22 protein-coding genes are annotated in these 22,771 nt (G+C 50.8%); 21 read left to right on the top strand and 1 reads right to left on the bottom strand.

The window, feature by feature from the left end; all coding sequences use genetic code 11:
* From H1S01_RS10230 to spoIIM, 13 genes are all read left to right on the top strand, one after another.
* Nucleotides 1-705 (top strand): MnmM family RNA methyltransferase, encoded by a 705-nt coding sequence (locus tag H1S01_RS10230; RefSeq protein ID WP_188040246.1) that lies wholly within the window; start codon nucleotides 1-3, stop codon nucleotides 703-705.
* 1 nt (nucleotide 706) lies between these two features.
* The gene (gene argR / locus H1S01_RS10225) at nucleotides 707-1,174 is read left to right on the top strand and encodes an arginine repressor (protein ID WP_155476422.1); all 468 of its coding nucleotides are present in this window, start codon (nucleotides 707-709) and stop codon (nucleotides 1,172-1,174) included.
* 12 nt (nucleotides 1,175-1,186) lie between these two features.
* A complete protein-coding gene (gene recN / locus H1S01_RS10220) occupies nucleotides 1,187-2,875 on the top strand; it encodes a DNA repair protein RecN (RefSeq protein ID WP_188040244.1) in 1,689 nt (562 codons plus the stop codon).
* 548 nt (nucleotides 2,876-3,423) lie between these two features.
* Entirely contained in the window at nucleotides 3,424-4,851 is a 1,428-nt protein-coding gene (gene spoIVB, locus H1S01_RS10215; RefSeq protein WP_188040242.1) for a SpoIVB peptidase, read from the top strand.
* A 175-nt stretch (nucleotides 4,852-5,026) separates the two neighbouring features.
* Entirely contained in the window at nucleotides 5,027-5,818 is a 792-nt protein-coding gene (gene spo0A / locus H1S01_RS10210) for a sporulation transcription factor Spo0A (protein ID WP_188040240.1), read from the top strand.
* Nucleotides 5,819-6,280: 462 nt separating this feature from the next.
* Entirely contained in the window at nucleotides 6,281-7,972 is a 1,692-nt protein-coding gene (locus tag H1S01_RS10205) for a methyl-accepting chemotaxis protein (protein ID WP_188040238.1), read from the top strand.
* A 101-nt stretch (nucleotides 7,973-8,073) separates the two neighbouring features.
* Complete coding sequence (locus H1S01_RS10200) at nucleotides 8,074-8,634, top strand: hypothetical protein (protein WP_188040236.1); 561 nt, start codon at nucleotides 8,074-8,076, stop codon at nucleotides 8,632-8,634.
* Between the two features lie 132 nt (nucleotides 8,635-8,766).
* Nucleotides 8,767-10,380 carry an HD domain-containing phosphohydrolase gene (locus H1S01_RS10195; protein ID WP_188040234.1) on the top strand — a complete coding sequence of 538 codons (1,614 nt, stop codon included), beginning with the start codon at nucleotides 8,767-8,769 and terminating at the stop codon, nucleotides 10,378-10,380.
* On the top strand, nucleotides 10,377-11,507 hold the full coding sequence (locus H1S01_RS10190; protein WP_188040232.1) for a M20/M25/M40 family metallo-hydrolase: 1,131 nt from the start codon (nucleotides 10,377-10,379) through the stop codon (nucleotides 11,505-11,507). Before H1S01_RS10195 ends, H1S01_RS10190 begins: the two co-directional genes overlap by 4 nt.
* Before the next feature lie 36 nt (nucleotides 11,508-11,543).
* Nucleotides 11,544-12,092, top strand: coding sequence for an NUDIX domain-containing protein (locus H1S01_RS10185; RefSeq protein WP_188040229.1), 549 nt, complete (start codon nucleotides 11,544-11,546; stop codon nucleotides 12,090-12,092).
* Nucleotides 12,092-13,300 carry an endonuclease Q family protein gene (locus H1S01_RS10180; RefSeq protein ID WP_188040227.1) on the top strand — a complete coding sequence of 403 codons (1,209 nt, stop codon included), beginning with the start codon at nucleotides 12,092-12,094 and terminating at the stop codon, nucleotides 13,298-13,300. Before H1S01_RS10185 ends, H1S01_RS10180 begins: the two co-directional genes overlap by 1 nt.
* A 102-nt stretch (nucleotides 13,301-13,402) precedes the next feature.
* Entirely contained in the window at nucleotides 13,403-13,621 is a 219-nt protein-coding gene (locus H1S01_RS10175; protein WP_188040226.1) for a hypothetical protein, read from the top strand.
* Between the two features lie 236 nt (nucleotides 13,622-13,857).
* Nucleotides 13,858-14,478 (top strand): stage II sporulation protein M, encoded by a 621-nt coding sequence (spoIIM, locus tag H1S01_RS10170; protein ID WP_243237209.1) that lies wholly within the window; start codon nucleotides 13,858-13,860, stop codon nucleotides 14,476-14,478.
* A 122-nt stretch (nucleotides 14,479-14,600) separates the two neighbouring features.
* Here spoIIM and H1S01_RS10165 read toward each other — a convergent pair whose 3' ends face one another.
* Nucleotides 14,601-14,822 (bottom strand): hypothetical protein, encoded by a 222-nt coding sequence (locus tag H1S01_RS10165; protein WP_188040223.1) that lies wholly within the window; start codon nucleotides 14,820-14,822, stop codon nucleotides 14,601-14,603.
* A 145-nt stretch (nucleotides 14,823-14,967) separates the two neighbouring features.
* Between H1S01_RS10165 and H1S01_RS10160 the strand changes: the two genes are divergently transcribed.
* From H1S01_RS10160 to H1S01_RS10125, 8 genes are all read left to right on the top strand, one after another.
* Entirely contained in the window at nucleotides 14,968-15,201 is a 234-nt protein-coding gene (locus tag H1S01_RS10160; protein WP_188040222.1) for a hypothetical protein, read from the top strand.
* A complete protein-coding gene (locus H1S01_RS10155) occupies nucleotides 15,198-16,532 on the top strand; it encodes an FAD-binding protein (protein ID WP_188040221.1) in 1,335 nt (444 codons plus the stop codon). Before H1S01_RS10160 ends, H1S01_RS10155 begins: the two co-directional genes overlap by 4 nt.
* Complete coding sequence (locus H1S01_RS10150; protein WP_188040220.1) at nucleotides 16,529-17,257, top strand: SDR family NAD(P)-dependent oxidoreductase; 729 nt, start codon at nucleotides 16,529-16,531, stop codon at nucleotides 17,255-17,257. The genes H1S01_RS10155 and H1S01_RS10150 overlap by 4 nt, the downstream gene beginning before the upstream one ends.
* A gap of 130 nt (nucleotides 17,258-17,387) precedes the next feature.
* Nucleotides 17,388-18,371, top strand: a complete 984-nt coding sequence (gene xerD / locus H1S01_RS10145) for a site-specific tyrosine recombinase XerD (protein ID WP_243237196.1) — start codon at nucleotides 17,388-17,390, stop codon at nucleotides 18,369-18,371.
* A 15-nt stretch (nucleotides 18,372-18,386) separates the two neighbouring features.
* Nucleotides 18,387-19,550, top strand: coding sequence for a phosphopentomutase (locus H1S01_RS10140; protein ID WP_188040219.1), 1,164 nt, complete (start codon nucleotides 18,387-18,389; stop codon nucleotides 19,548-19,550).
* 14 nt (nucleotides 19,551-19,564) lie between these two features.
* Complete coding sequence (locus tag H1S01_RS10135; protein ID WP_188040217.1) at nucleotides 19,565-20,905, top strand: pyrimidine-nucleoside phosphorylase; 1,341 nt, start codon at nucleotides 19,565-19,567, stop codon at nucleotides 20,903-20,905.
* Nucleotides 20,902-21,390 carry a pyridoxamine 5'-phosphate oxidase family protein gene (locus tag H1S01_RS10130; protein WP_188040215.1) on the top strand — a complete coding sequence of 163 codons (489 nt, stop codon included), beginning with the start codon at nucleotides 20,902-20,904 and terminating at the stop codon, nucleotides 21,388-21,390. Before H1S01_RS10135 ends, H1S01_RS10130 begins: the two co-directional genes overlap by 4 nt.
* A 178-nt stretch (nucleotides 21,391-21,568) precedes the next feature.
* Nucleotides 21,569-22,714: a D-alanyl-D-alanine carboxypeptidase family protein gene (locus H1S01_RS10125; RefSeq protein WP_423751925.1), complete on the top strand. Its 1,146-nt coding sequence runs from the start codon at nucleotides 21,569-21,571 to the stop codon at nucleotides 22,712-22,714.
* The last annotated feature ends 57 nt before the right edge of the window (nucleotides 22,715-22,771 follow it).

The following is a 22,771-nucleotide window of genomic DNA, read 5'->3' as shown; positions in this document are numbered from 1 at the left end:
GTGAACTCCCTCACATCAGCCGTGACTTGGTCCCGGCGTTTCTTAACAGAGATAGTCCAACCTGGCGACTTTGTCATCGACGGAACAGCCGGAAACGGACAGGATACATTATTTCTCGCGGAACAGGTTTTACCGGGGGGGAAAGTTTGGGCCTTTGATATCCAGCAAAAGGCGATTGACGCCACAGCCGCCCGGCTGAAGCAGTCCGGCTACGAGGCAGCCCTCTGGTTAACCAGCTCGGAAAGCGATGATGCAGAACTACATCCCCTAAACCAACTGGCACAAGCCATGGAACCTACGGCAGAGCATGGGGGCCTTTCATCGTCGGATATTTGCCTGTTTCGATGCGATCACAGCCGGCTGGCTGCCTTGCTCAAAGCGAAGGAGCATCCTCCCCTAAAAGGTGCCATCTTTAATCTAGGCTACCTTCCTGGAGGCGATCACGCAGTGGTGACGCAAGCGGAGACAACGGTGGCTGCGCTAGAGGCTCTCGCAGAGGAATTGGCTTTTGGGGGAAGAATCGTCGTTGTAGTCTATGTAGGCCATGAAGGAGCCGAAGGGGAGGCTGCCGCCGTCGGCAGTTGGTGGAGAAACTTGTCTCCGAAAGCTTGGGATACCGTCTCTATCCAATACCCGAACCGGACCGGACGACCGCCTTATGTGCTGGTCGCGGAAAAAAAGCCACTCAAAGGCGGGTGTCGCTAACTTGAAGAGTAAACGTCATCGAGCTATCCTTGACGTCATCAACAGTGAGATCATCAGCACGCAGGAAGAATTAGCCCAACGGCTGCGTGATCGAGGGATAGAAGTTACCCAGGCGACCGTTTCTCGAGACATCAAAGAACTGGGACTGTTCAAAGTCCCTGTCAGTAAAGATGAATCTCGTTACGCGGCCCCGGGAGAATCGGCCCCTCATCCTGTTCCCGATCGTTTGCGACGTCTGCTTCGAGATACGGTGACCCATGTCGATTACAGCCTTAACATCGTCGTCGTCCGTACCCTTCCCGGTCATGCCCATGCTGTTGCGGCTGCGATCGATCACAGTCAGTGGACCGAAATCATCGGCACCGTAGCCGGTGACGACACCATCTTCATCGTCGTCAAACCAGTAGAAGCTGTGGAAGGACTCGTCGATAAAATTACAGGCTGGCTCAATGAAGAAGAGGAGCGGTAAGGGGGGAAGCTTATGCTGGAAAGACTTCGAGTGGAAAACTTCGCGCTCATTGAGGAAGCGGAGTTAGAACTGTCTCCCGGGATGAACCTGCTGACCGGGGAGACCGGTGCCGGAAAATCCTTGATCATCGATGCTGTCGGTTTGCTCATCGGTGGACGTTCGATGCCTGATGTGGTTCGCAGCGGTGCTGAGAAAGCTCGGATCGAAGGACTTTTCCGGATCGATGAGAGGGAGAGCGATCTTTGCCGGGAAGTGGCGGAACTCGGCGTCGATGTGGACGATGACGAAAGCCTCTTATTGACGCGGGAAATCACCAAAACAGGCAAGAGCGTCTGCCGAATCAACGGACGCAGTGTGCCCTTATCGCTCTTTCGAGAAGTGGGAGGACGCCTTGTGGACCTGCAGGGGCAGCATGAGCAGCAATCCCTGATGAACCCGCGCAAACACCGGCTTCTGTTGGATCGGCTGTCCGGCGTCGATGGGGAAAAAATTCTCCGTGCCGTCGAAGGGGCCTACCGAGCCTTGGAAGAGGTCGAGGAGGAACTGAAACGGCTTCAAAAAGATGAGCGGGATCGCATCCAGCGCCAGGACATGCTCGCCTTCCAAGTCGAAGAGATCGACTCGGCAGCCCTTGTGGACGGTGAAGAGGATGAGTTGGAGCAGGAGCGAAAGCGGCTGCAAAACATGGAAAAACTGATGGCTCAGGCCAACGGCGCTTATGAGTCTCTTTTCGGGGGACAGGGAGCCGGAGTCTTGGACTTGCTCGATAAAGCCCGAACAGCCATCGAAGAAGCGGCTGCCTTCGATAAGGCTTTAGCCGAATTGTCGCAAAATCTGGAAGCCGCCTATTATCAGGTGGAAGATGTGGCGCAGCGGATGCGAGACTACCGGGAGGATTTGGAGTTTCAACCGGGACGGCTCGAAGAAGTGGACGACCGCCTCGATCTTTTGCGCCGGATGAAGCGAAAATATGGTGGTTCTATCGTAGAAATCCTGGCTTATCTGGAACAAGCCCGGCAGGAATTAAAAGAGTTGGAGAACCGGGACGAGCGGATGGCCGCGTTGATGGCTTTACGGGAACAGCGGCAGAAGAAATATGCCGAGGAGGCCCAAAAGCTATCGTCCTTACGTCAAAAGATGGCCAAGCAGTTGGAAAAGTCCATCGATAAGGAACTGGCCTTCCTTGGCATGAACCGAGCAAAATTAGAGGTGCGCTTAGATCCTCGCACAGAACCCTCTGCTGCAGGCGCTGAAGACGTGGAGTTTTTGTTTACGCCAAACCCTGGCGAACCGCCCAAGCCATTAGCGAAGATTGCTTCCGGCGGCGAAATGGGACGTATACTCTTAGCCTTCAAGACTCTTCTGGCTAAAGTGGAAGGGATACCTTCCCTAATTTTCGACGAAATCGATGCCGGTATCGGTGGACAAGCTCTGCAGGCTGTGGCCCAAAAGATGGCTCAAGTGGCGGAAGATGTGCAGGTCATCTGCGTGACCCATGCGCCCCAACTGGCAGCCTATGCGGACAACCATTTCTTGATTCAAAAGGTTCTACGAGGTCAGCGAACCATCACCAAAATCGTCAATCTTGACGAAAGCGCTCGCGTCAAAGAATTGGCCCGCATGCTCGGCGGTGACGGAGCGAGCCAACTTACCCACAGCCATGCCGAGGAAATGTTTGCCCGGGCGAAGAAAAGCTCGTAAACCGGAAGAGGCAATCTAGAGATGGTGACTTTTCCCTGAACAATTACGTTATTAATGATACATAGCGGGTTCATCAGGGTGTGACGCCCCGCTCGCTTAAGGCTACATGGCTGTCCGCTCTGTTGCTCCGCGAGCGCAGCAAATCTCTGGATTTTTCTGCATGTAAACCGTGGCGCGCTTTTCCGCTTCACAACTTTCGCTCACGACGCCACTCCGCCCAAAAGGCTTACTTTGTCATTACAACCGGGATTTGTCTTTAACTGATTAATCCTGTTATTAATAAGGCAAGTTTTCCACCGAGTGGTTCTGATTCTTAAATGATGGTTTTGGAAAGATGGCTGGATTATCGTTTAGAAATTCCCAGTATAAAAAGCGACCCTGCATGAAATAGCGGGGTCGCTTTATTCATTGGCTGCCCTATTGGCTCGACTGGCAGGGCTTTTCGGGATAACCACGGGTTAGCGGGATATGGCGCCTCGCTCGGGAAAAGCTAGAGACGCCCCGTTAAATGACCGTTCCCGAGCTAAGCTTGACCAAGGAGGTGGCGAATGTCTACAGAACGTGTAAAACACGTCCTGGGAATATTGTTGGCTCTGCTGTTGGTTACGGGCAGCCTGACCGATGAAGCCTTAAGCCTCTGGTTCTCGCCTTCTCAATTGCGGACGACCGTAGGAGAAGATATCCCGATTCAACGGATGTTTTCCCAAAATGTCTTGCGCCATGTGACCATGGATGTTCAGCGATCGGCCGTTCCTAACATTCATCCCTCCTCACAAGCACTTTCCGATGAAGCGGTGAACCAATTTACCGCCGTATCACCTGCGAATGCCACAGAGGAACCAGGAAGGCTGAATCTGACCTTGCGGTTTCTTGGTCTTATCCCATTGAAAAACATCGTAGTCGATGTCCTCCCGCCGATGCAGCTTCTTCCCGGAGGTCACTCCATCGGAGTCATGCTTCACTCGCAAGGGGTCATCGTGGTCGGGCAGGCGCCCATCATCGATGAACAGGGACAGAAGCATTACCCCGGAAAAGATGCTGGGATTCAAGTGGGCGATACCATCTTTAAGGTAAGCGGACAAGCGGTGAAAAGTGATGCCGAATTGGCCAGGATAATCGATGAAGCGGGACAGAGCGGAAAAAAGGTGGACATGGAACTGTCTCGAAATGGCCAAATGTACCAAACAACGGTAGAACCCGTACGCTGCGGAGAAACGAAACGACATCGCATCGGCTTATACGTTCGGGACCGGGCATCCGGGGTAGGTACGTTGACCTTCTTTGAACCGCAGTCAAAAACCTATGGAGCGCTAGGACATGTCATCAATGATGCCGATACGAACCAGCGCATCGATGTAGCTGACGGCAAAATCGTCCCCGCTCTAGTCAAATCGATCCAACAGGGAAAACGAGGTTCCCCTGGTGAGAAAGTAGGAACCTTTCAGGAAGACAACCCCGCTTATACGGGCAACATCCAGCACAACACCACGGTGGGCATCTTTGGACGCTTAGAAGGGAGTTTAGAGAACCCGCACTATCCGAATGTACTTCCAATCGCCTTGTCGGCACAAGTCGAAGAAGGACCCGCTGAAATCATCACCGTCGTTGAGGGAGATAAGCTGGAGCGCTTTCAGATCGTCATCGATCGGATTATGCCTCATCGCACCGATGGCAAAGGCCTCGTCATCCGTGTGACCGACCCTCGTCTGCTTAACATTACCGGCGGAATCATCCAGGGTATGAGCGGCAGTCCAATTATCCAAAATGGAAAAATCGTTGGAGCCGTGACTCATGTTTTTATCAATAGCCCGTCTACAGGCTATGGTGTATTGATAGAGAAAATGCTGGAGGAAGCCGGACTCTGGAAAGCCGGGATGCAACAAGTGGGGACTTTGCCCTTTTGGCAAAGTCCTTATTTTTTGTCGGTTCGTCCTTTAAAGTGTATTCAATCGACGGATATAAAATTCTGCGCATAATTGTGGTACATTAACAATTAGAATTAACAAAGAACAGCAAGTGACAGCATTTGTGGAAAAATTTGTCACATCTAAGCGCTTTTTTACGAACGATTTTCCAAGGATTGAAGAAGGATATCCATAGGCCTTGTCGAAAAGCTATGTGCAGTGAAAATGCTGGGAGGCGGAACAGAAAATGTTAAATAACATTCGAGTGATTGTTGCTGATGATAACAAAGAATTCTGTGATATTCTTCGAGACTACATAAGTCAACAAGAAGACATGGAATTAGTCGGAGTAGCGAATAACGGACAAGATGCGATTAAACTGATCCAACAGGAAGAGCCCGATCTGATTATTCTCGATATTATCATGCCCCATTTGGATGGCATCGGCGTTTTGGAGTGTATGATCGGACTGAACCTCCAACATCGCCCGCGGACCATCATCTTAACCGCTTTTGGTCAGGAGTCGATGACCCAGCGGGCCGTTCAATTGGGGGCTGATTATTACATTCTTAAACCCTTTGATTTGGAGATCCTAGGGAACCGCATTCGCCAGCTCGTCACCGGAAGCAGCAACAATACCCCCGTCGTCACTCCGCCTCCTGTGATTGCACCTCCTTCGCGTCCTCGAAACATGGATGTGGAGGTAACCAATATCATCCATCAAATGGGCGTTCCAGCACATATTAAAGGCTATCAGTATTTGCGTGACGCCATTCTCATGGTGATCAGTGAAGTCAGCCTGCTCGGCGCTGTAACAAAAGAGTTATACCCCATGATTGCAACAAAGTATATGACAACTCCCTCTCGGGTGGAGCGGGCGATTCGCCATGCCATAGAGTTAGCCTGGGATCGCGGAAATGTCGAGATGATGTCCAAGTTCTTCGGTTATACGATCAACTTAGAGCGGGGAAAACCCACTAACAGCGAGTTCATCGCGATGGTCGCTGATAAGCTTCGATTGGGTCAGAAAGTGGGCTAATTTCGAAGAACAGATTAGGATTGTTTGGACTTTTCCGTAATTTGTTTTTTGTATTTCTACTGTGTCTGTTTAATTCTTCGGTTTTATATGCTCCGTAATCCTTGTTAGCTCTAAAAAACGTTAAGGCCACAGCAAAGGCCTTTAAAACTTAAACTTTAATATAGATGAAAATACACCCTGCTTTTACAGTTGGGTGTATTTGCTTTTTATAGAACAATCTCTAACATGACAGCGATAAACGGATATAAATAAAATTCTTCCGCGATCCCTATTGCTTCCATTGGAATTCAAAGAAAATAAAGCATGAAATTAGATGATTGATAAGAAGTCTTACTTTGTATTAAGATTTTTTATTTTCTTTGGAAGGAGAACCTTAAACGAATGGCGAATAAAAGCTGTACAAATTATCGATAAAACCTTTGGTGGTGCCAAGAGGGAAGCAGCAGTGAGGGAGGTCGACCTATGGGATTTTACAATCGACTAAAACTGGCGCCTAAATTCATTCTTGGAGTCGTTCCGCTGTTGGTAATCATGGCCGTCGCGATTACCTGGTTGCCCGACTTATTTGTGACCATTGCGGAACAAAACAGGATCCAAGAATCGAAAATGATAGCCGAAAAACAGGCAGATGTACAGACTTTTTTGGCTAAACACGTAACGGGACAACGCCCGGAAGACCCTGTTTTTACCATCAAGTATACTTCAGACAAGTATCGCAACCCGAAAGACGCGCCTGATGCTTGGGAAAAGCAGATGATTGAACGGATTTCAAAGGATATGAACTTGGATCATTATTCCGAAGTGCTCGGTTCCAACGGTTACCGTGTATTGCGTTTTGCAAAGCCCCTCTACATCCAGCAAGCATGTCTTCCCTGTCATGGCGAGCCAAAGGGCCAGTTGGATCCTCTCGGTCATGAAAAAGAAGGCTACAAAGTCGGTGAACTCCGGGGAGCGATCAGTGTAACGGCTCAACTGGAAGGATTGTCGAAAGAGAAAGTGGCCATGATTAACCTATCCGTCACACTCGTTGTGCTCCTGTTGACGGTTATGGTTATATACATGATGGTTCGAAAATATGTCAGCACGCCCCTCGATGGCATTGTCAACGTAGTCAAGGGATTGGCTCAAGGGGATTTGACAACCCGAGTCAGCGAACATAACCAATCCGATGAAATTGGAGAATTGACGCGCTGGTTTAACCAGATGATTGAAGAGCAGTCGAACCTAGTCGGTACGGTTCGCCGGGCTGCCGACGAGTTAGTTCACTCGTCACAACAAGTGGCAGCCACTAGTGATCAGGTATCCATAGCTGCATCGGAAGTCGCCAGCAATATCCAGCATGTCGCCAGGGACGCTTCTATCGGGAACGAATCCATCATGGAAGCCACGAAAGTACTCCACGATTTTTCAAATCTAATTCAAAAGGCTAAAGAGCAGGCCCTGTCAGCAGCCGACAATTCGAAGGTGACAGAGCAAGCGGCTGGAGAAGGCAAAAGAACCATCGCAGAAACGGTCGTACGGATGGAAAAAATCAAAGAAAAAGCGGCCGAAACAGAGGACCATATCTCTACGCTAAGTGAATACTCCCAACAGATCGGTTTAATCACAGACACGATCACCAGCTTAGCCAACCAGACCAACTTACTCGCCCTCAACGCGGCCATTGAAGCGGCACGTGCCGGTGAAGCTGGCCGGGGATTTGCAGTTGTTGCTGAAGAGGTTCGAAAATTAGCGGAGCAATCGAACCAAGGCGCCACCGAGGTAGCCGCATTAGTCCGGAAAATCGCCGAAAGCACAGCCGCCGCCGTCTTGGCCATGCAGCATAGCCGCTCAGAGGTTGAACAGGGCGTAGTGGTTGTCAACAAAGCAGGAGACGTCTTGGAGAAAATTCTTTCCGCCGTCAACAAGACAGTTCGGGATATCGAAGAAATCGGACGGGTGACCGAAGAAGAGGTCCATACTTCTGGTAAAATCCTCGAACTGATTCAAGAAATCGCTCGGATCATGGAAAATACGGCTGCGAACGCCCAGGAAGTAGCTGCCTCGACAGAGCAAACGTCAGCTTCAATGGATACTATCGCTCATAGCGCCGAAGAGTCTAACGCTATGGTGACAGAGTTGAAGAAAACCGTAGACGTCTTTAAGATCCTTTAATCAGGTCCTGCGTATCACCGGGAGTTTAGACTCCCGGTTTGTTTTTTTCCTGCTATAATAAGAACTAGTTTAATAATTGACACTGGTGGGAGTGAAACCCATTGAACAAAGGACTTATCGGGGCAATCTGTACGGTAGCCATCGTCCTCGCCGGTTGCGCTGTCACGTCTAAATCAGCCTCTATTCCACAAGAACCGGTGACGACGACCTCCGAAGTATCAACGTCCTCAAGCCAAGAGGGCCCTGCTGATCCGAAAGATGACAGCAAGGAATCGGTTAGTGCCGATCCGAACCTCCGTATTCAAGACGGATATTGGTTTATGCAGCAAATTGTTGATCAAATCAATGACCGTGTGGAGAAAGATGTCAATCGCTATGGACATTTAGAAACGTCCCAATGGTTTTCTGACGTGATTTTACCGCAAGTCCAATTGCTGAAAGAACAAATGAGCAATGAGCATGATCCGAAAGAGGATAAGGAACTGCGACGAATGGTGGAAGTGCAATTGGACCGATTGGAGTTTTCCATTCGCGATTTCTCATCGGCGTTCGCCCAGAAGAGCGACGACGGGTATGCGGAAGCCATGGAGAACTTCCAAAAGATCAAGGAAAATCAAAGCAAGATCGGACAAAAACTCGCTACGATCCAGAACAGACGATAATGGCGAAAAGATAATCTGATGGTCCCTAAAAGGAAAAATCGTCTCTAACGGCGAAGGTCATTGTTAGAACGAGCGCTGCCGCGGTTAAAATCCACACCACGTGGTGACCGTAAGAGGCAGGAGGAAAAATATATGAACTTCTTCAATCCAGGATACCAAGTTTTCGCGTTATTTCGAACCATTGCAGTTATTGCTATGGTGATTTGGAGTTGTTTTCAACCAGACGTCGTCATCCCCCAATCCTTAACCGGTGGAATTACTTTTTTGATCCTCTATAGTGCATGCTTAACGTTACTGCTTTTTGCAAAAAGACACCTAGTGAAACAGATCTATCTGTGTGCTTTCGTCCTTGATTTGTGTTTTCTAGCTGAAATCGTCTCCTTGACAGGAGGCGTTCATAGCGAATTTTATCTCGGTTACATACTTATCAATGTCCTGTACAGCACTCATTTTGGCCTGCAAAGAGGTCTGTTTTGGGCGTTCCTATCGTTAATTTTGTATCTGATAATCAACATACCCCTGCCGGAAGGTTTTTATTGGGGCGATTTAGCTTTACGAGGAGTTACACTGCTAGTGACCTCAGCGGCGGCGGGGTATCTGTCGGATACTGTGAAAAAGACGGGGAAAGAATTGGAACGTAAAGCCGGCGAATTATCGGCCTTAACGGAAGTCTTACACACGGTGAACTCAAGCCTCGAACTCCCCCAGGTCTTATCATCGATCGTAGAGTTATCAGCCTCTGTCATGAAGGTGAAGGCTTGTACTGTTCACATTTTCGAAGAGGAGACCGGATTGCTCCGGCCTGTGGCCGAACTCGGTTTCCCCTCACTGCGGGGACAACTGCTCCCTATGGAAAAGTGCTTCATGGGAAAAGCGGTCGACACAAGAAATCCCATCGTATACATAGTGAAATCAGAACTTGATGAATCCTGCGGCGATCTCTTAATCAAAGAAGGATTTTGCTGTGCCCTTTCGGTCCCCCTGATCAGTCGAAGCCGCACCCTGGGTGTATTGACCGTATTCGCCGATGAACCGCACGCATTCTCTGACGACGAAGTTCAGTTGATGGACATCTTGGCCAACCAGGTCGGTAACGCTATCGAAAACGCCACTTTATACAAGCGACAACAAGATCTTCACTTGGCTATCGTGCAGGCTTTTGTTGCGGCCATCGACGCGAAAGACTCTTATACACGAGGCCATTCGGAGTATGTTCACCGCTACGTAACGCGAATGCTTGAGCGTTTAGAGATCTCAGCGGAGAGAGCACAGCAAATCGCCACAGCAGCGATTTTACATGATATCGGAAAGATTGGCATCAACAGCAACATCTTGCAGAAACCGGGTGCGCTGACAGAAGAAGAATACGCAGAAATCAAAATGCATGTGACCATCGGTGAGCAAATTATTTCTCAAGTAGCCCATTTCCGTGAGTTGGCTCCGGTTGTCGGTGCCCACCACGAGTGGTATAACGGAAAGGGTTACCCCGAAGGGCTGAAAGGGGAGGAAATTCCTTTAGGCGCGCGGATCATCGCTGTGGCCGACTGTTTTGAAGCGATGACAGCGAACCGGGTGTACCGAAAAGCGTTGCCCAAAGAAGTGGCTATCGCCGAAATCATCCGTTGTAGCGGTGTACAGTTTGATCCGCAAATCGTAAAAATCTTTGTCCAGTTGTATGAAGAAGGACTGCTTGACGAGATGAGCATACAGACCCTAACCGAAAAAAGGGAGGATGCGGGAGCTTGATCGATCGACAAAGAATCATTGAAGAATTCATCGAATTATGTACGATCTCTTCGCCCGGTGGTGGCGAACGTCAGATCGCTGATCGGTTGACAGCGACACTGACACAGATGGGCTTTCAAGTCGAAGAAGACGACGCCGGTACGAAAATCCCCGGTAATGCCGGCAACCTCTATGGCCGCCTTGAGGGGAATGGTTCCGATGGAGCGGTATTTTTCAGCGCCCACATGGATACAGTCGTCCCTTGTGATAAGGTAACGCCCGTCGTCCGTAATGGAGCCATCTATTCTGACGGAACGTCCATCTTAGGAGCTGATGACAAAGCCGGCATTGTAGCTATTTTGGAAGCATTGCGGGTATTGCTCGCTACGGGAGAGAAACGGCCGACCATCGAAGTGATTTTTTCCGTACAGGAAGAAGGAGGCCTTAAAGGGGCTAAAGTCTTTGATATCGGGCGTCTTCAGTCCAAAATGGGCTATGTGCTCGATGCCTCCGGAGAACCAGGCACGATCATCACCAGCGCACCTTTCCAAAACCATGTCGAAGCCGTACTATATGGGCGGACTGCCCATGCTGGTATCTGTCCGGAAGAAGGTGTCAGCGCCATAAAAATTGCTTCTCGTGCTGTTCACCGGATGCGCTTAGGCCGCATCGACAAGGAGACGACCGCGAATATCGGAACGATCAACGGCGGTTCAGCGACAAATATTGTTCCAGAGCGGGTCGTCATCACCGGTGAGGCCCGTAGTTTGCGGGAAGAGAAGTTGGAAGAACAGACGAGACATATGGTGGAGTGCTTCCAACAGGCAGCGAAGGACTTGGGAGGAGGGGCCGAAGTCACGGTGAACCAGGTATACCCCGGCTTTATCTTGACGGAAAAAGACCCTGTCGTCGCTCTAGCGGTAAAAGCAGCCCAAAATCTTGGCTTTACACCGCAACTGGTGCCCATAGGAGGAGGATCTGACGCGAATATCTATAACGGTGCCGGTCTACCTACGGCGAATCTGGCAATAGCCATGGAAAAAGTCCATACCAAAGAAGAATTCATCACGATAGATGACCTGGAACGAAACAGCCGCTATGTTATTGAGATTATTCGACAGTTCGCGAAGAAACCTTCCCTTTCGTAGGTAAGGTTTCGAAAAGAGATCCCGAAAGGAGAACGAATGGAACACCTAAAGGAAAAGACCTTGGAAAGTGAACAGATTTACCAAGGTAAGTTTATCAGTGTCCGTAAAGACCGGGTCACACTGCCCGACGGTACGTCCTCTTACCGAGAAATCGTGGAGCATCCTGGTGCTGCTGCCATCGTCCCGCTAACGTCGCGCAACGAGGTGATTCTGGTACGACAGTGGCGCTATTCTATCGAAAAGGTTTCCATTGAAATCCCTGCGGGAAAACTCAGTCCCGACGAAGAACCTCTCGATTGTGCTCAACGAGAACTCGCTGAAGAGACTGGTTTTGCCGCGAGAAAATGGCAGCACCTGCTCAGCTTCTACGCGAGTCCTGGCTTTTGTAACGAAGAAATGCATCTCTACATCGCCCGTGAACTGGTCATTGCCGACGCAAAGCCCGATGATGACGAGTTTGTCGAACCGCTGGTCGTTCCTTTGGAAGCGGCCTTGGAAATGATTGAGACTGGTGAGATCACCGATGCTAAGTCAATAATCGGCTTGTTGGAAGCCGCTCGCATATTGCAACGGGAAGAGGATTAATGGGAACATATTTTGGAGATTTTCATGTACACTTGGGTCGCTCCGACGCGGGGCGGCCCATTAAAATTACAGCAGCCAAAAACCTCACCTTGGAAGCTGCACTCTGGGAAGGTAAGCATCATAAAGGAATAGATCTGCTAGGAGTCATCGATGCAGCTTGTCTGCCCGTGATCACCGATTTGGAGCGGCTCATCGAGCGAGGAGAACTGGAGGAACTCTCCGGCGGCGGTTTTCGCTACCAGAAGGAGATGACCTTTCTCGCCGGTGCGGAAGTGGAAACCGAGGAAAAAGGCGGTCCAGCCCATTTTCTTGCCTACCTCCCCACGTTAGAAAGCTTGAAAGCCTTCTCCCAGAGCTTATGCGATTGGGTGACCAATCCCAACTTAAGTTCTCAGCACTGTCGCTGCCGTGCTTCTGTTGTATTGAAACGGGTTATTGAACTGGAGGGGGTCTTTGTACCGGCCCACGCTTTTACTCCTCATAAAGGGCTTTTGGGTCAAGGTGTGGACGACTTGGCAGAAGCTTTTACCGAAGGGGAACTGGAGCACATATGGGCGTTGGAATTGGGCCTTTCTTCTGATACGACGCTGGCCGATCGCATTCCCGGACTCAATGGCTTTACCTACCTATCCAACTCCGATGCTCACTCATTGCCGAAAATCGCCCGTGAATACAATGCGCTGGAACTCGACTCCCCCACCTTTTCTGAATGGGTCAAAGCATTGCGCCGGCAAGAAGGACGTCATGTCATCGCCAACTATGGACTTGATCCCCGGCTAGGCAAGTACCACCGTAGTGCCTGTCCTCGTTGTGAGACCATCACTACGGAAGAGCCGCCCCATTTTGGTCCCTGCTCACACTGCGGCGCTCAAGTGCTTACGCCAGGGGTTCTTGATCGCATCGAATGGTTGTTTCTTCATGGCAACCGGTCTGCACGAAACAGGTCAACTGCCTCAGAAACTGTTGAGCGGCCGCCTTACGTTCATCAGGTTCCGCTGGAATTTCTCCCGGGGATTGGACCGAAGGCACGGCAAAAACTCCTAGCGGCTTTCGGCACGGAAATGAACCTGCTTCACCGGGTAAACGATGAGGAGATCTTACGGTTGGTGGGGCCGAAAATAGCGGCGCCCCTTTTGGCACAGCGTCACGGAGAACTGACGTGGACCGATGGCGGCGGTGGTCGTTACGGAAGGGTTCAGATGAAATAAGCGACCTCCCAGCGAGGTCGCTTAAGTTATTTATATATCATGGAAGGGAATGGCACCCCTCCGTCGAACCATTCAGACGAGAGAAACAGAGGAGGCGCTAAAATGGCGTGGTTTCGATTGGAAGATGTACAGCGGGCCGTCTATTCCCTCGGAGTCATGACAAAAATGAACGGTTATCTTCCTGATTACGTCGTCGACAACTACCTGAATGTCATTGACGAGTCTGATTCTTCATTAGCAAAAGTTTTTTACCAGCTTCTTGCTCAAGAGTCCCCTGTCGCCTATGAATGTTTTATAAACTACAAAAAACAAACGGCATAAAAAAATCCCCCAAACAGGTTTGTTTGGGGGGAAGCGTAGGAAGTGCTTCCAGTTCCATAGGGAGTAACTTAATGGTAGCACGGTCGTTGTAAAAGTGCAAGCGAAAACTATCTTTTTTTGCTCCCGCCGATAGGCAGAAATCGGCCTAAAGCAACCAAATTTTGTAATGGAGCCTTTTCTTTTGCATATGCATAAGTATCCAGTTCTAAGGGAAGGAAGGCTGTTTCGTGGTGCTTATGCTGCAAGGAGGATACATGTCGGCGGGACGCCGGCACTTACATAGCCACTGGGCCTTGTATATTGTCGTCATCGCCATTATCGCAGTCGGTATTGCTTCAGGCGCCATAGCCTCAAAAATATTGCCGCCAGGACAGGCCGAGCAGTTGCAAACCCGTGTGATCAGCGCCTTTCAAAGCGCCAGGAATGGTGTCGACTATTCCTCACTCCTTTCACTTGCGGTGACACAAAACCTGAAAGCGATCGGTCTCATCCTTTTTTTGGGGTTAACCGTGTTGGGGCTGCCTTTCATCGCGGCATTGCTTTTTTTCCGTGGCTTTGTACTCGGTTTTGCCGTGGGCTTTCTGATCCTAACTCGGCCAACGGATGGTATTTTTGTAGTGTTACTCACCCTGGTTCCATCCAGCTTGGTCTTCCTTCCGGCGCTGATCTTCGCCGGTGTCATGGCCCTGGCCTTCACCTTATGGTTGGTGAAAGGGCGTCAGCGCAGCCCCGTCTCCTTAAGCCAAGCTTTGCTCCTCTATGCCGGCGCTGGTGCCGGTGTGATGGTGCTTGCAACGGCGGCAGGGCTGATTGACGCGTATGTCACGCCAGGGTTGTTGCGCATTTTTTATGGTTGAAGGGTTCGGGATAAACAGGTTACAAACCATCCGTTTTATAGCTGCTTACGACGATATCTTAAAAAAGAAACCACCGGTAAGGAAGAAAAATTCCCTATCGGTGGTTTTTTGTATTCACGATTTTATTCTCCAGGGTAGATTTCATAAGAAGGGCGAATGCTGCCGTATAGGCCGGTCCCACCGGATTGCATATTCGGGGCCCCATAGTCAGGGAGCGTATTGGCTACACTCTGTGAAAATTGATTCCCTGTTGTATGGACAGGAGTAGCGTTGACAGGAGTGGCGTTAAGCGCATTTGTATTTGCCAAGGAGCGGGCGACGATATAATTACGACGACGAGCCATCAAAAATTCCTCCTTTCGACATTGATCGGACTTAGTTTGACCAAGAGAAAAAAGATCTAAGCAAAAAATATTTGGAAAAATATAGAATTATATTCTAGCTTGGTTTCTGTTTACATAAAATTTTATTAGTCGGGAGGGATGAGACTTGCTCTTTGTGATGATTACCAAAGTTCAGCGTCGGCTCCGGACATTTGTACGGGTGCTGGTAGTGCTGCTCGTCCTGGCACTTTTGATCCCATCTTTGTTTACCATCAACGAGCGCTATGCAGCCGTACCGAAAGAAGAACGGCCCACGGGACAGCCGTTACGGGTCGAAGAACCTCAACTTCTAGATCAGTTTGTAATCAAATGGAAGGAGTGGACGGAGAAGAAACCATGACAACCGATTCTTTCCAATGGGCCCGGCCCGATACGAGGGCCGAAATCGGTCGATTGCTGCAGGAGGGCGACGGGTCCCTCCTCGGCAGAGGGACAAGCCTTCACAACGGAGAAGTTCGGCAGAACAGCAAGGGTACACTGGTCCTTATGGATCGGATGAATCGATTTTTGAACTTTAATAAGGTGACCGGTACGCTCCGTTGTGAGGCCGGTGTGACCATCAAAGAAATTATGGACATCTTTCTACCGCAAGGCTGGTTTCTGCCCGTCACTACAGATACAAAACAGGCGACCCTGGGCGGTATGGTCGCTGCCGATACGTACGGGAATAACCACCACAAGAGCGGATGTCTCTCCGAACATGTAACGGGACTTGAAATTATGGTCGCCTCTGGAGAAGTCGTTTATTGTTCCCGTGAGGAAAATGCCGATCTCTTCAGTGCTACCATCGGCGGCATGGGGTTGACAGGGATTATCCTCACGATCGATCTAGGACTTCGAAAGGTTCCCACGGCCCAGATGAGCGTCAATTATGAAAGAGCACGCGATTTAGATCAGCTTTTGGGCCGTCTGCTGCAGGCTGATGAAAGTGATGAATACGTGACAGCTTGGATTGATTGTTCGGCCGGTGGCAGTGACTTGGGCCGAGGGATTGTAATCCAGGCTAGTCACGCCGTGGTAGAGCAGCTTCCGCCAGAAATGAAAAACACTCCCTTGAATCTGGAAGCAGAGAAATCCACTTGCTTTCCCTGTGTCCTGCCTGAATTCCTTTGGCACAGAAAAAGCGTTAAACTGGTAAACAGTCTTTATTATACGGTTTCTATGTTCCGAAGAAATCCGAATCGCCTCGTCGATTGTAATCGTTTTTTCTATGGCCTCGATCGTTTTGGCTATAGAGAGCGCTTTTACGGTAAAGCCGGTTTTGTACAATACGAATGTGTCATTCCCCATGAGCGGGTCCGTAATGCCCTCGTAAAACTGTTGGAGAAGCTCGGCCGTCTGGAAAGAGTATCCCCCTTAGCCAAGCTGAACATCTGTGGACCCTGCCAGTCAGCTGGGCTATTGTCTTTTCCCATGACTGGTTTGGCATTGACCGTCGATATCCCCGTCCGACCAGGGTTGCTCGTTGTGTTAGACGAACTCGACCAATGGGTCCTTCAAAACGGTGGACGGACGTCCCTCATCCATGATAATCGATTGAGTGTCGAGTTATTTCAGGAGATGTATCCAGAGGTGCACCCGTGGAAAAGCATAAAACACAAGTATGACCCCGATAATCGCTTTATGTCCCACCTAGGTCGGCGGCTGCAGCTTACGGGGGTGGAGCAATGAGAAAAAAAATATTGATTTTAGGTGCCCAATCACCGATTGCCCGGGCTACTGCAGCAGAGTTCGCCCGGCAGGGGGCGAGTTTGTATCTCGCCGATACGAACAGCGAGGAGATTTCTCGTATCGCTTCAGACCTTTGGATTCGCATGAATGCATTTGTTCGCTACGGTTCTTTCGACGCTTCCGAATATGAAGAGCATCCTGCTTTTTTTGCCAGTGTAGTCGAAGAAATGGACGGGATCGACGGGGTTGTCGTGGCCCTGGACGAAAGAGGTTCTCATAACGAAGCAGTCGAACGCTTTTTGGAGGCCAAACGGATCATCGAAATTAACTATCTGGGCATCGTTTCGGTCCTAACGGCGGCAGCCAACTATCTATCTGAGGAACGGAAGGGGTTTATCATCGGCGTCACCTCAGGAGCAGGTGATCGAACTAACCTCGGTAATTACTTGTACGGGTCTGCGAAAAATGCCTTTGCTCATTTCTTGGACGGGCTTAGAAAACGATTAAGGAACAGGGACGTCCGAGTGATCACCGTCAAGTTGAAGACAGACATTGCCGAAGAGGCCCAATTGAAGATCCAGATTACACCGCAAGGAATCGGCAAAACGATCGCACTCAGCCTTTTTAGAAAGCCGGACATCATCGTTCTCCCCAGCTTTTGGCCTTTCTTTATGGCTATCGTGCAGCGGATTTTGGAGAAGATGTGGGAGTATATCAAGCGGTAAACCCTTATGTAGAATGAAATCATCACAGAAGATCAAACCCGGGAAACATGGGCCTCTGCAGATAAAAAAGGGCTGCACAATCGACGAAGTGCGGCCTTTTCTTTTGTCCACAAAAACGATGTTGGAAGGAATGCCCCTGGATCAGGTCGAACATCTTTCGACAAGGAGGCTGAAGGCCCTGCAGCATGTAGAAATATTTCTTACCCACTTGGCCGTGGAGCGAGGCTTGTCGGCCAATACCATTGAGGCTTATCGTCGTGATCTGGACGACTTGTCTGCTTTTTTGCGAGCGCAGGGAAGTAAAGATGCCGATGAAATCAACCGTAACGATCTGGTGGCCTATCTCTACCACATCCACCAGCGAGGGTTGTCCCCGGCTACCCGGGCTCGCCGCTTGGCCGCGATCAAAGGTTTCTTTGCCTTCCTGCTGGAAGAGGGCCTCCAACGGGAAGATCCGACTGAACTCATCGACAGTCCTCGGTTACAACGCCCCTTGCCAGATGTGCTCAACGTGGAGGAAGTCATCGCCTTGCTCGAAACGCCCCCCCGTACCACCGTCGGTTTACGGGATAAGGCGATGCTGGAGACGATGTACGCCTGCGGACTGCGGGTCAGTGAACTGGTCGGACTAACGACGGACCAAGTGCGTCTGGACTTCGGATTCGTCCAGGTCATCGGTAAAGGCTCTAAAGAGCGCATCGTCCCCCTAGGCAGTCACGCCCGGCAAGCCATCGAGGAATACCTGGAAAAAAGCCGTGGTAAGCTACTAGGACAAGTAGGGGAAAAACACCTCTTTGTAAATCAGCGAGGAAAAGCACTGACACGGCAAGGCTTTTGGAAGATCTTAAAATCCTATGTCGATCAAGCAGGTATCTTGAAGGAAGTGACGCCACACACCCTGCGACACTCCTTTGCGACACACTTGCTGACAAACGGAGCCGATTTGCGAGCAGTTCAGGAAATGTTGGGACATGCCGACATATCGACGACGCAAATTTACACCCATCTTACGACTGGACGTATCCGGGAGGTCTACGATCGCAGTCATCCTCGAGCCCGCATGCATAAGCGGGAAGAAGGGGCTCCCGTCGATTCCCGATGTAATGAAAAGTAGAAGAAGGGGTTCTATATGCGCAACAAACGAGTTATTCTCATCGTGTTAGACAGCGTGGGCATTGGAGAGCTGCCTGATGCGGGTCGTTATGGTGATGAAGGGAGTAATACATTAGGAAACATCGCCCAGGCTGTCGGAGGGCTGAAGCTTCCTCACTTAGGACGTCTAGGCCTCGGACGTATTACGCCCATCGAAGGAGTGTCTCCAGCGGCCAGTCCAACGGGAGCCTTTGGGAAAATGGCGGAACGGGCTCCCGGGAAGGACACGACGACAGGACACTGGGAATTAGCCGGGGTCACCCTGGAAAAACCGTTTCCCACCTATCCAGAGGGCTTTCCTCAAGTGGTGATCGATGCCTTTGAGCAAGCCATCGGAAGAAAATGCTTAGGCAATGTAGCTGCATCGGGAACAGAGATCATCGAACGACTTGGATCCGAACATATGCACACAGGCTATCCCATCGTCTACACATCGGCCGATTCAGTCTTTCAAATCGCAGCTCATGAAGAAGTCATTCCTTTGGAAGAACTCTACCGTTACTGCCAGATCGCCCGGGATATCCTCACCGGCGATCATGCGGTCGGACGAGTGATCGCTCGGCCCTTTGTAGGCGGTCCGGGAAGCTTTACCCGGACGACAAACCGTCACGATTACTCCTTGAAACCACCGGGCCGCCTGATCTTCGATGTCGTCAAAGAGGCTGGCCAGGATGTAGCTGCGGTGGGAAAAATCTATGATATTTACGCTGGACAGGGAATCACGAAGCGTGTGACGACCAAGTCCAACATGGAAGGGATCGACCAAACCTTGTCCTTTATGAGAGATGTGGACAGGGGGATGATCGTGACGAATCTGGTCGACTTTGATATGCTCTACGGTCACCGGAACGATACGGAGAGATATGCCCGGGCCCTGGAAGATTTCGATCAGCGGCTCCCGGAGATTCACGATGCTTTACAAGAGGGGGATCTGTTGATTCTGACTGCGGATCACGGCTGTGATCCGACGACCCCCTCGACGGATCACTCGCGAGAATACGTGCCTGTGATTCTGGCTGGCTCTGCCGTTCCGGCAGGCACCGATCTGGGCGTGCGCAATACCTTTGCCGATGTGGGAGAAACGGCCCTCGCTTGGCTAGACTTGCCGAGCTTAGGTGTCGGTGAATCGATGCTGAAATAGAGTGGGGGAAGCTCATGCGGGCTTATGATATCATCGCCAAAAAGCGGGACGGGCAGGCGCTGACAGGAGAAGAAATCCGTACGTTTATCCATGGCTACGCCCGAGGTGATATTCCCGACTACCAGGCTGCAGCCTGGTCTATGGCCGTCTATCTAAAGGGGATGAACGTCCAAGAAACGGCGGCTCTCACCGAAGCGATGGTCACATCGGGAGACCAGATGAACTTGTCGCCGATTGACGGTGTAAAGGTCGATAAGCACAGCACCGGCGGTGTCGGTGATACGACCACCTTGATCCTGGCACCGCTCCTGTCAGCGATGGCAATTCCCGTGGCTAAAATGTCTGGACGTGGGCTCGGCCATACGGGAGGAACCTTAGATAAACTAGAGAGTATTCCGTGCATGAAGGTGGACTTGTCAACGGATGAATTCATCGGGCAGGTACAACGCATCGGCATCGCCGTAGCCGGGCAGACAGCGAACCTGGTCCCGGCTGATAAAAAGCTCTACGCTTTACGGGATGTGACGGCGACGGTCGAATCGATACCGCTCATTGCTTCCAGTGTCATGAGTAAAAAACTGGCCTCGGGCGCCGATGCCATCCTGCTTGATGTCAAAGTCGGCCGAGCCGCTTTTATGAAGACAAAAGAAGAGGCCTTAAAACTGGCTCAGGCGATGGTGGATATCGGCAGTCGATTAGGCCGTCGCACGATGGCCTTGCTTACATCGATGGAACAGCCCTTAGGCAACGCGGTCGGCAATGCCCTGGAGGTCGCCGAAGCCGTAGCCATTCTGGCCAATCAAAGCGACTGCGGCTTTGGACCCGTTTCAGCGGATTTAAAAAAGGTCACCCTGGAACTGGCCGCCCGCCTCGCCTGGATGGCTGGAAAGGCTAGTAGCGTTGAGGAAGCGATGGTTCTCGCTGAGGAGAAACTGAGTTCCGGCGAAGCGCTGGCGCGGTTCCGTCTGTTTGTAGAGGCGCAAGGCGGTGACGGACGAGTCGTCGAAAACCCGGAGGAAATCTTACCGCGCAGCACCTATCGAGAGCCGGTACGAGCCAAAAAAGCGGGTATCGTCACGTCCTTGGACGGGTTGATCATCGGCCAAGCGGCAGCAGGGCTCGGAGCCGGGCGAAGTAAAAAAGAGGATGCCATCGATCCTGCCGTCGGTGTCGTCATCCATAAGCGTATCGGTGATCCGGTAGAGCCTGGTGATGTGCTGGCCGAGATTTTTGCCAACGGTCGAGGTCGTGACGAAGTAAGGCAACTGGTATATAGCGCCTATACCATTTCCGAGGGAAGTGCTCAGGCGCCCACACTCCCGCTCATCCTTGGTGAGGTTCGGCCCGAGCAGTGAACGAACAAGAAATAACTCATCGCTACCTTGCCGAGTCCATCATCAGTCAACATAACGCCATGACTTTGGGGATTGTCGACGGAGACGGATTTCCCTGGTTGGCACCGGTATACTACGTCCATAAGGATTTTCATTTTTACTTTTTCTCCGATCCGGCCTCCCGGCATGCTTCTGTCCTCGCGCTCACCGAGGGATATCCCTCGGTGAGCGCAAGTGCCGCCATATACAACGAGCCTGACGAATACGGTCACATCCAGGGTTTGCAGATGAAAGGGCACCTTGAGCGAGTTACCGGCAGGGGTGACCGTGCTCGAGTGATGACTGCTTTTGGATTGCGATTTTCTTTTTTCGCCCGGTTTCTTCAGGAACCAAGGCTGCTCAAAAGCCTTCAGAAAAACGAAATCTATCAGTTTACTGCGCGAGAAGTGTGGATCACCGATAACAGCCGCCTCGGATACGGTCATCGAATTTGTTTCCACCCCTGATGGAACGGTTCCAAATACCAAAAAGATGAAAAAGCCCTACTGACCGGAAGCGGAACGAACGAATCGACTGCCAGAATGACCCTATCCCCCAAAGGAAATACTGATACTGACCAGCAGACGGAAACAGATAGAGGGGGAATAGGCATTGCATCGATGTTGGAAACGGCTTCCGGTCTTTGTGGCCTTCCTTGTTCTCTTTAATGTACTTCCCGTTGGAGCCTGGGCGGCTCCCGCACCAACGCCGGCTGCTCCGCTGCAAACGGAGGCCGATTCGGCCGTCCTCATGGATCCGACGACAGGTACGGTACTCTTTGAGAAGAATCCCCATAAACGGGTCGCTCCGGCCAGTGTGACCAAACTGATGACCATGTTGATCGCTGTAGAAGCTTTGGAACAGGGGCGAATCAGCTTAGAAGATAAGGTGGTCACCAGCCAACGAGCTTACGAAATGGGAGGTTCCCAGATCTACCTGGAACCGGGCGAAGAGATGTCCATGAAGGACCTGCTTACTTCCATCGCCGTCCAGTCGGCCAATGACGCTTGTGTGGCTGTGGCCGAACATTTGAGCGGTTCTTATGAGGCCTTTGTCGAAGAGATGAACAAAAAGGCCGAATCCCTGGGTTTGCAAAACACCCATTTCGCGAACCCTCACGGACTGCCGGCCGAAAACCACTACACCTCGGCTTACGACATGGCTGTCGTCGCTCGGGAAGCCTTGAAATACCCAAAAGTGCGTGAGTTTTTCTCCATCAAACACTATAAAATTCGTCCTGACAGCTCCAAACCCATGCTGTTAGACAACCACAACAAGCTCCTCTGGTGGTATCCCGGAACAGACGGTTTTAAGACTGGCTGGACGAGTGAGGCCAAGTATTGTCTCGTGTCGACGGTCGAACGAGAGGGCCTGCGATTCGTAGCCGCCGTTTTTGGAGTACCGGAAATACGGGGACACTTCAAAGAAACGATGAAGCTGTACAACTACGGTTTTGCTCGCTATACCTATAAATCGGTGGCCAAAGCAGGTGAAATTCTCGGCAACGTTCCGGTGGGTAAAGGAGAGAAAGAAACTGTCTCTGCTATACCACAGGGAATACCTGGAATTTTAGTGGAACGAGGGAAAGAAAAAGGTATCGAATCACGGATTGAACTGCAACCTTATGTGGACGCACCGGTCAGTGCAGGTCAGAAGATCGGCGAACTGGTCATCCTCCAAAGCGGCAACGAAATCCGCAGGGTTGATCTCGTCGCGAAAGAAGAGGTCGCTCAAGGGAAATTCTCAACGATGCTCACCAAGATGATGCAGAAAATGTATGGATTCCAATAAGCTAGCAAGCCGCTTATGGTAACAGTACACTTCGTAGTTATTCAAGGGATATATCCG

This window comes from Heliobacterium chlorum (assembly GCF_014502795.1).
Taxonomy (GTDB): domain Bacteria; phylum Bacillota; class Desulfitobacteriia; order Heliobacteriales; family Heliobacteriaceae; genus Heliobacterium; species Heliobacterium chlorum.
The sequence above is the reverse complement of the archived record's forward strand: the minus strand, read 5'-3'. Positions and strand labels throughout refer to the sequence as shown.

Bases quoted from the DNA above. Each gene is read 5' to 3' on its own strand.
- H1S01_RS10205 (WP_188040238.1), top strand. From the start codon at position 6,281: ATGGGATTTTACAATCGACTAAAACTGGCGCCTAAATTCATTCTTGGA.
- H1S01_RS10165 (WP_188040223.1), bottom strand. From the start codon at position 14,822: ATGGCTCGTCGTCGTAATTATATCGTCGCCCGCTCCTTGGCAAATACA.
- xerD (WP_243237196.1), top strand. From the start codon at position 17,388: ATGCCCCTGGATCAGGTCGAACATCTTTCGACAAGGAGGCTGAAGGCC.
- recN (WP_188040244.1), top strand. From the start codon at position 1,187: ATGCTGGAAAGACTTCGAGTGGAAAACTTCGCGCTCATTGAGGAAGCG.
- H1S01_RS10135 (WP_188040217.1), top strand. From the start codon at position 19,565: ATGCGGGCTTATGATATCATCGCCAAAAAGCGGGACGGGCAGGCGCTG.
- H1S01_RS10195 (WP_188040234.1), top strand. From the start codon at position 8,767: ATGAACTTCTTCAATCCAGGATACCAAGTTTTCGCGTTATTTCGAACC.
- H1S01_RS10155 (WP_188040221.1), top strand. From the start codon at position 15,198: ATGACAACCGATTCTTTCCAATGGGCCCGGCCCGATACGAGGGCCGAA.
- spoIIM (WP_243237209.1), top strand. From the start codon at position 13,858: ATGCTGCAAGGAGGATACATGTCGGCGGGACGCCGGCACTTACATAGC.
- H1S01_RS10150 (WP_188040220.1), top strand. From the start codon at position 16,529: ATGAGAAAAAAAATATTGATTTTAGGTGCCCAATCACCGATTGCCCGG.
- H1S01_RS10185 (WP_188040229.1), top strand. From the start codon at position 11,544: ATGGAACACCTAAAGGAAAAGACCTTGGAAAGTGAACAGATTTACCAA.
- spo0A (WP_188040240.1), top strand. From the start codon at position 5,027: ATGTTAAATAACATTCGAGTGATTGTTGCTGATGATAACAAAGAATTC.
- spoIVB (WP_188040242.1), top strand. From the start codon at position 3,424: ATGTCTACAGAACGTGTAAAACACGTCCTGGGAATATTGTTGGCTCTG.
- H1S01_RS10175 (WP_188040226.1), top strand. From the start codon at position 13,403: ATGGCGTGGTTTCGATTGGAAGATGTACAGCGGGCCGTCTATTCCCTC.
- H1S01_RS10180 (WP_188040227.1), top strand. From the start codon at position 12,092: ATGGGAACATATTTTGGAGATTTTCATGTACACTTGGGTCGCTCCGAC.
- H1S01_RS10140 (WP_188040219.1), top strand. From the start codon at position 18,387: ATGCGCAACAAACGAGTTATTCTCATCGTGTTAGACAGCGTGGGCATT.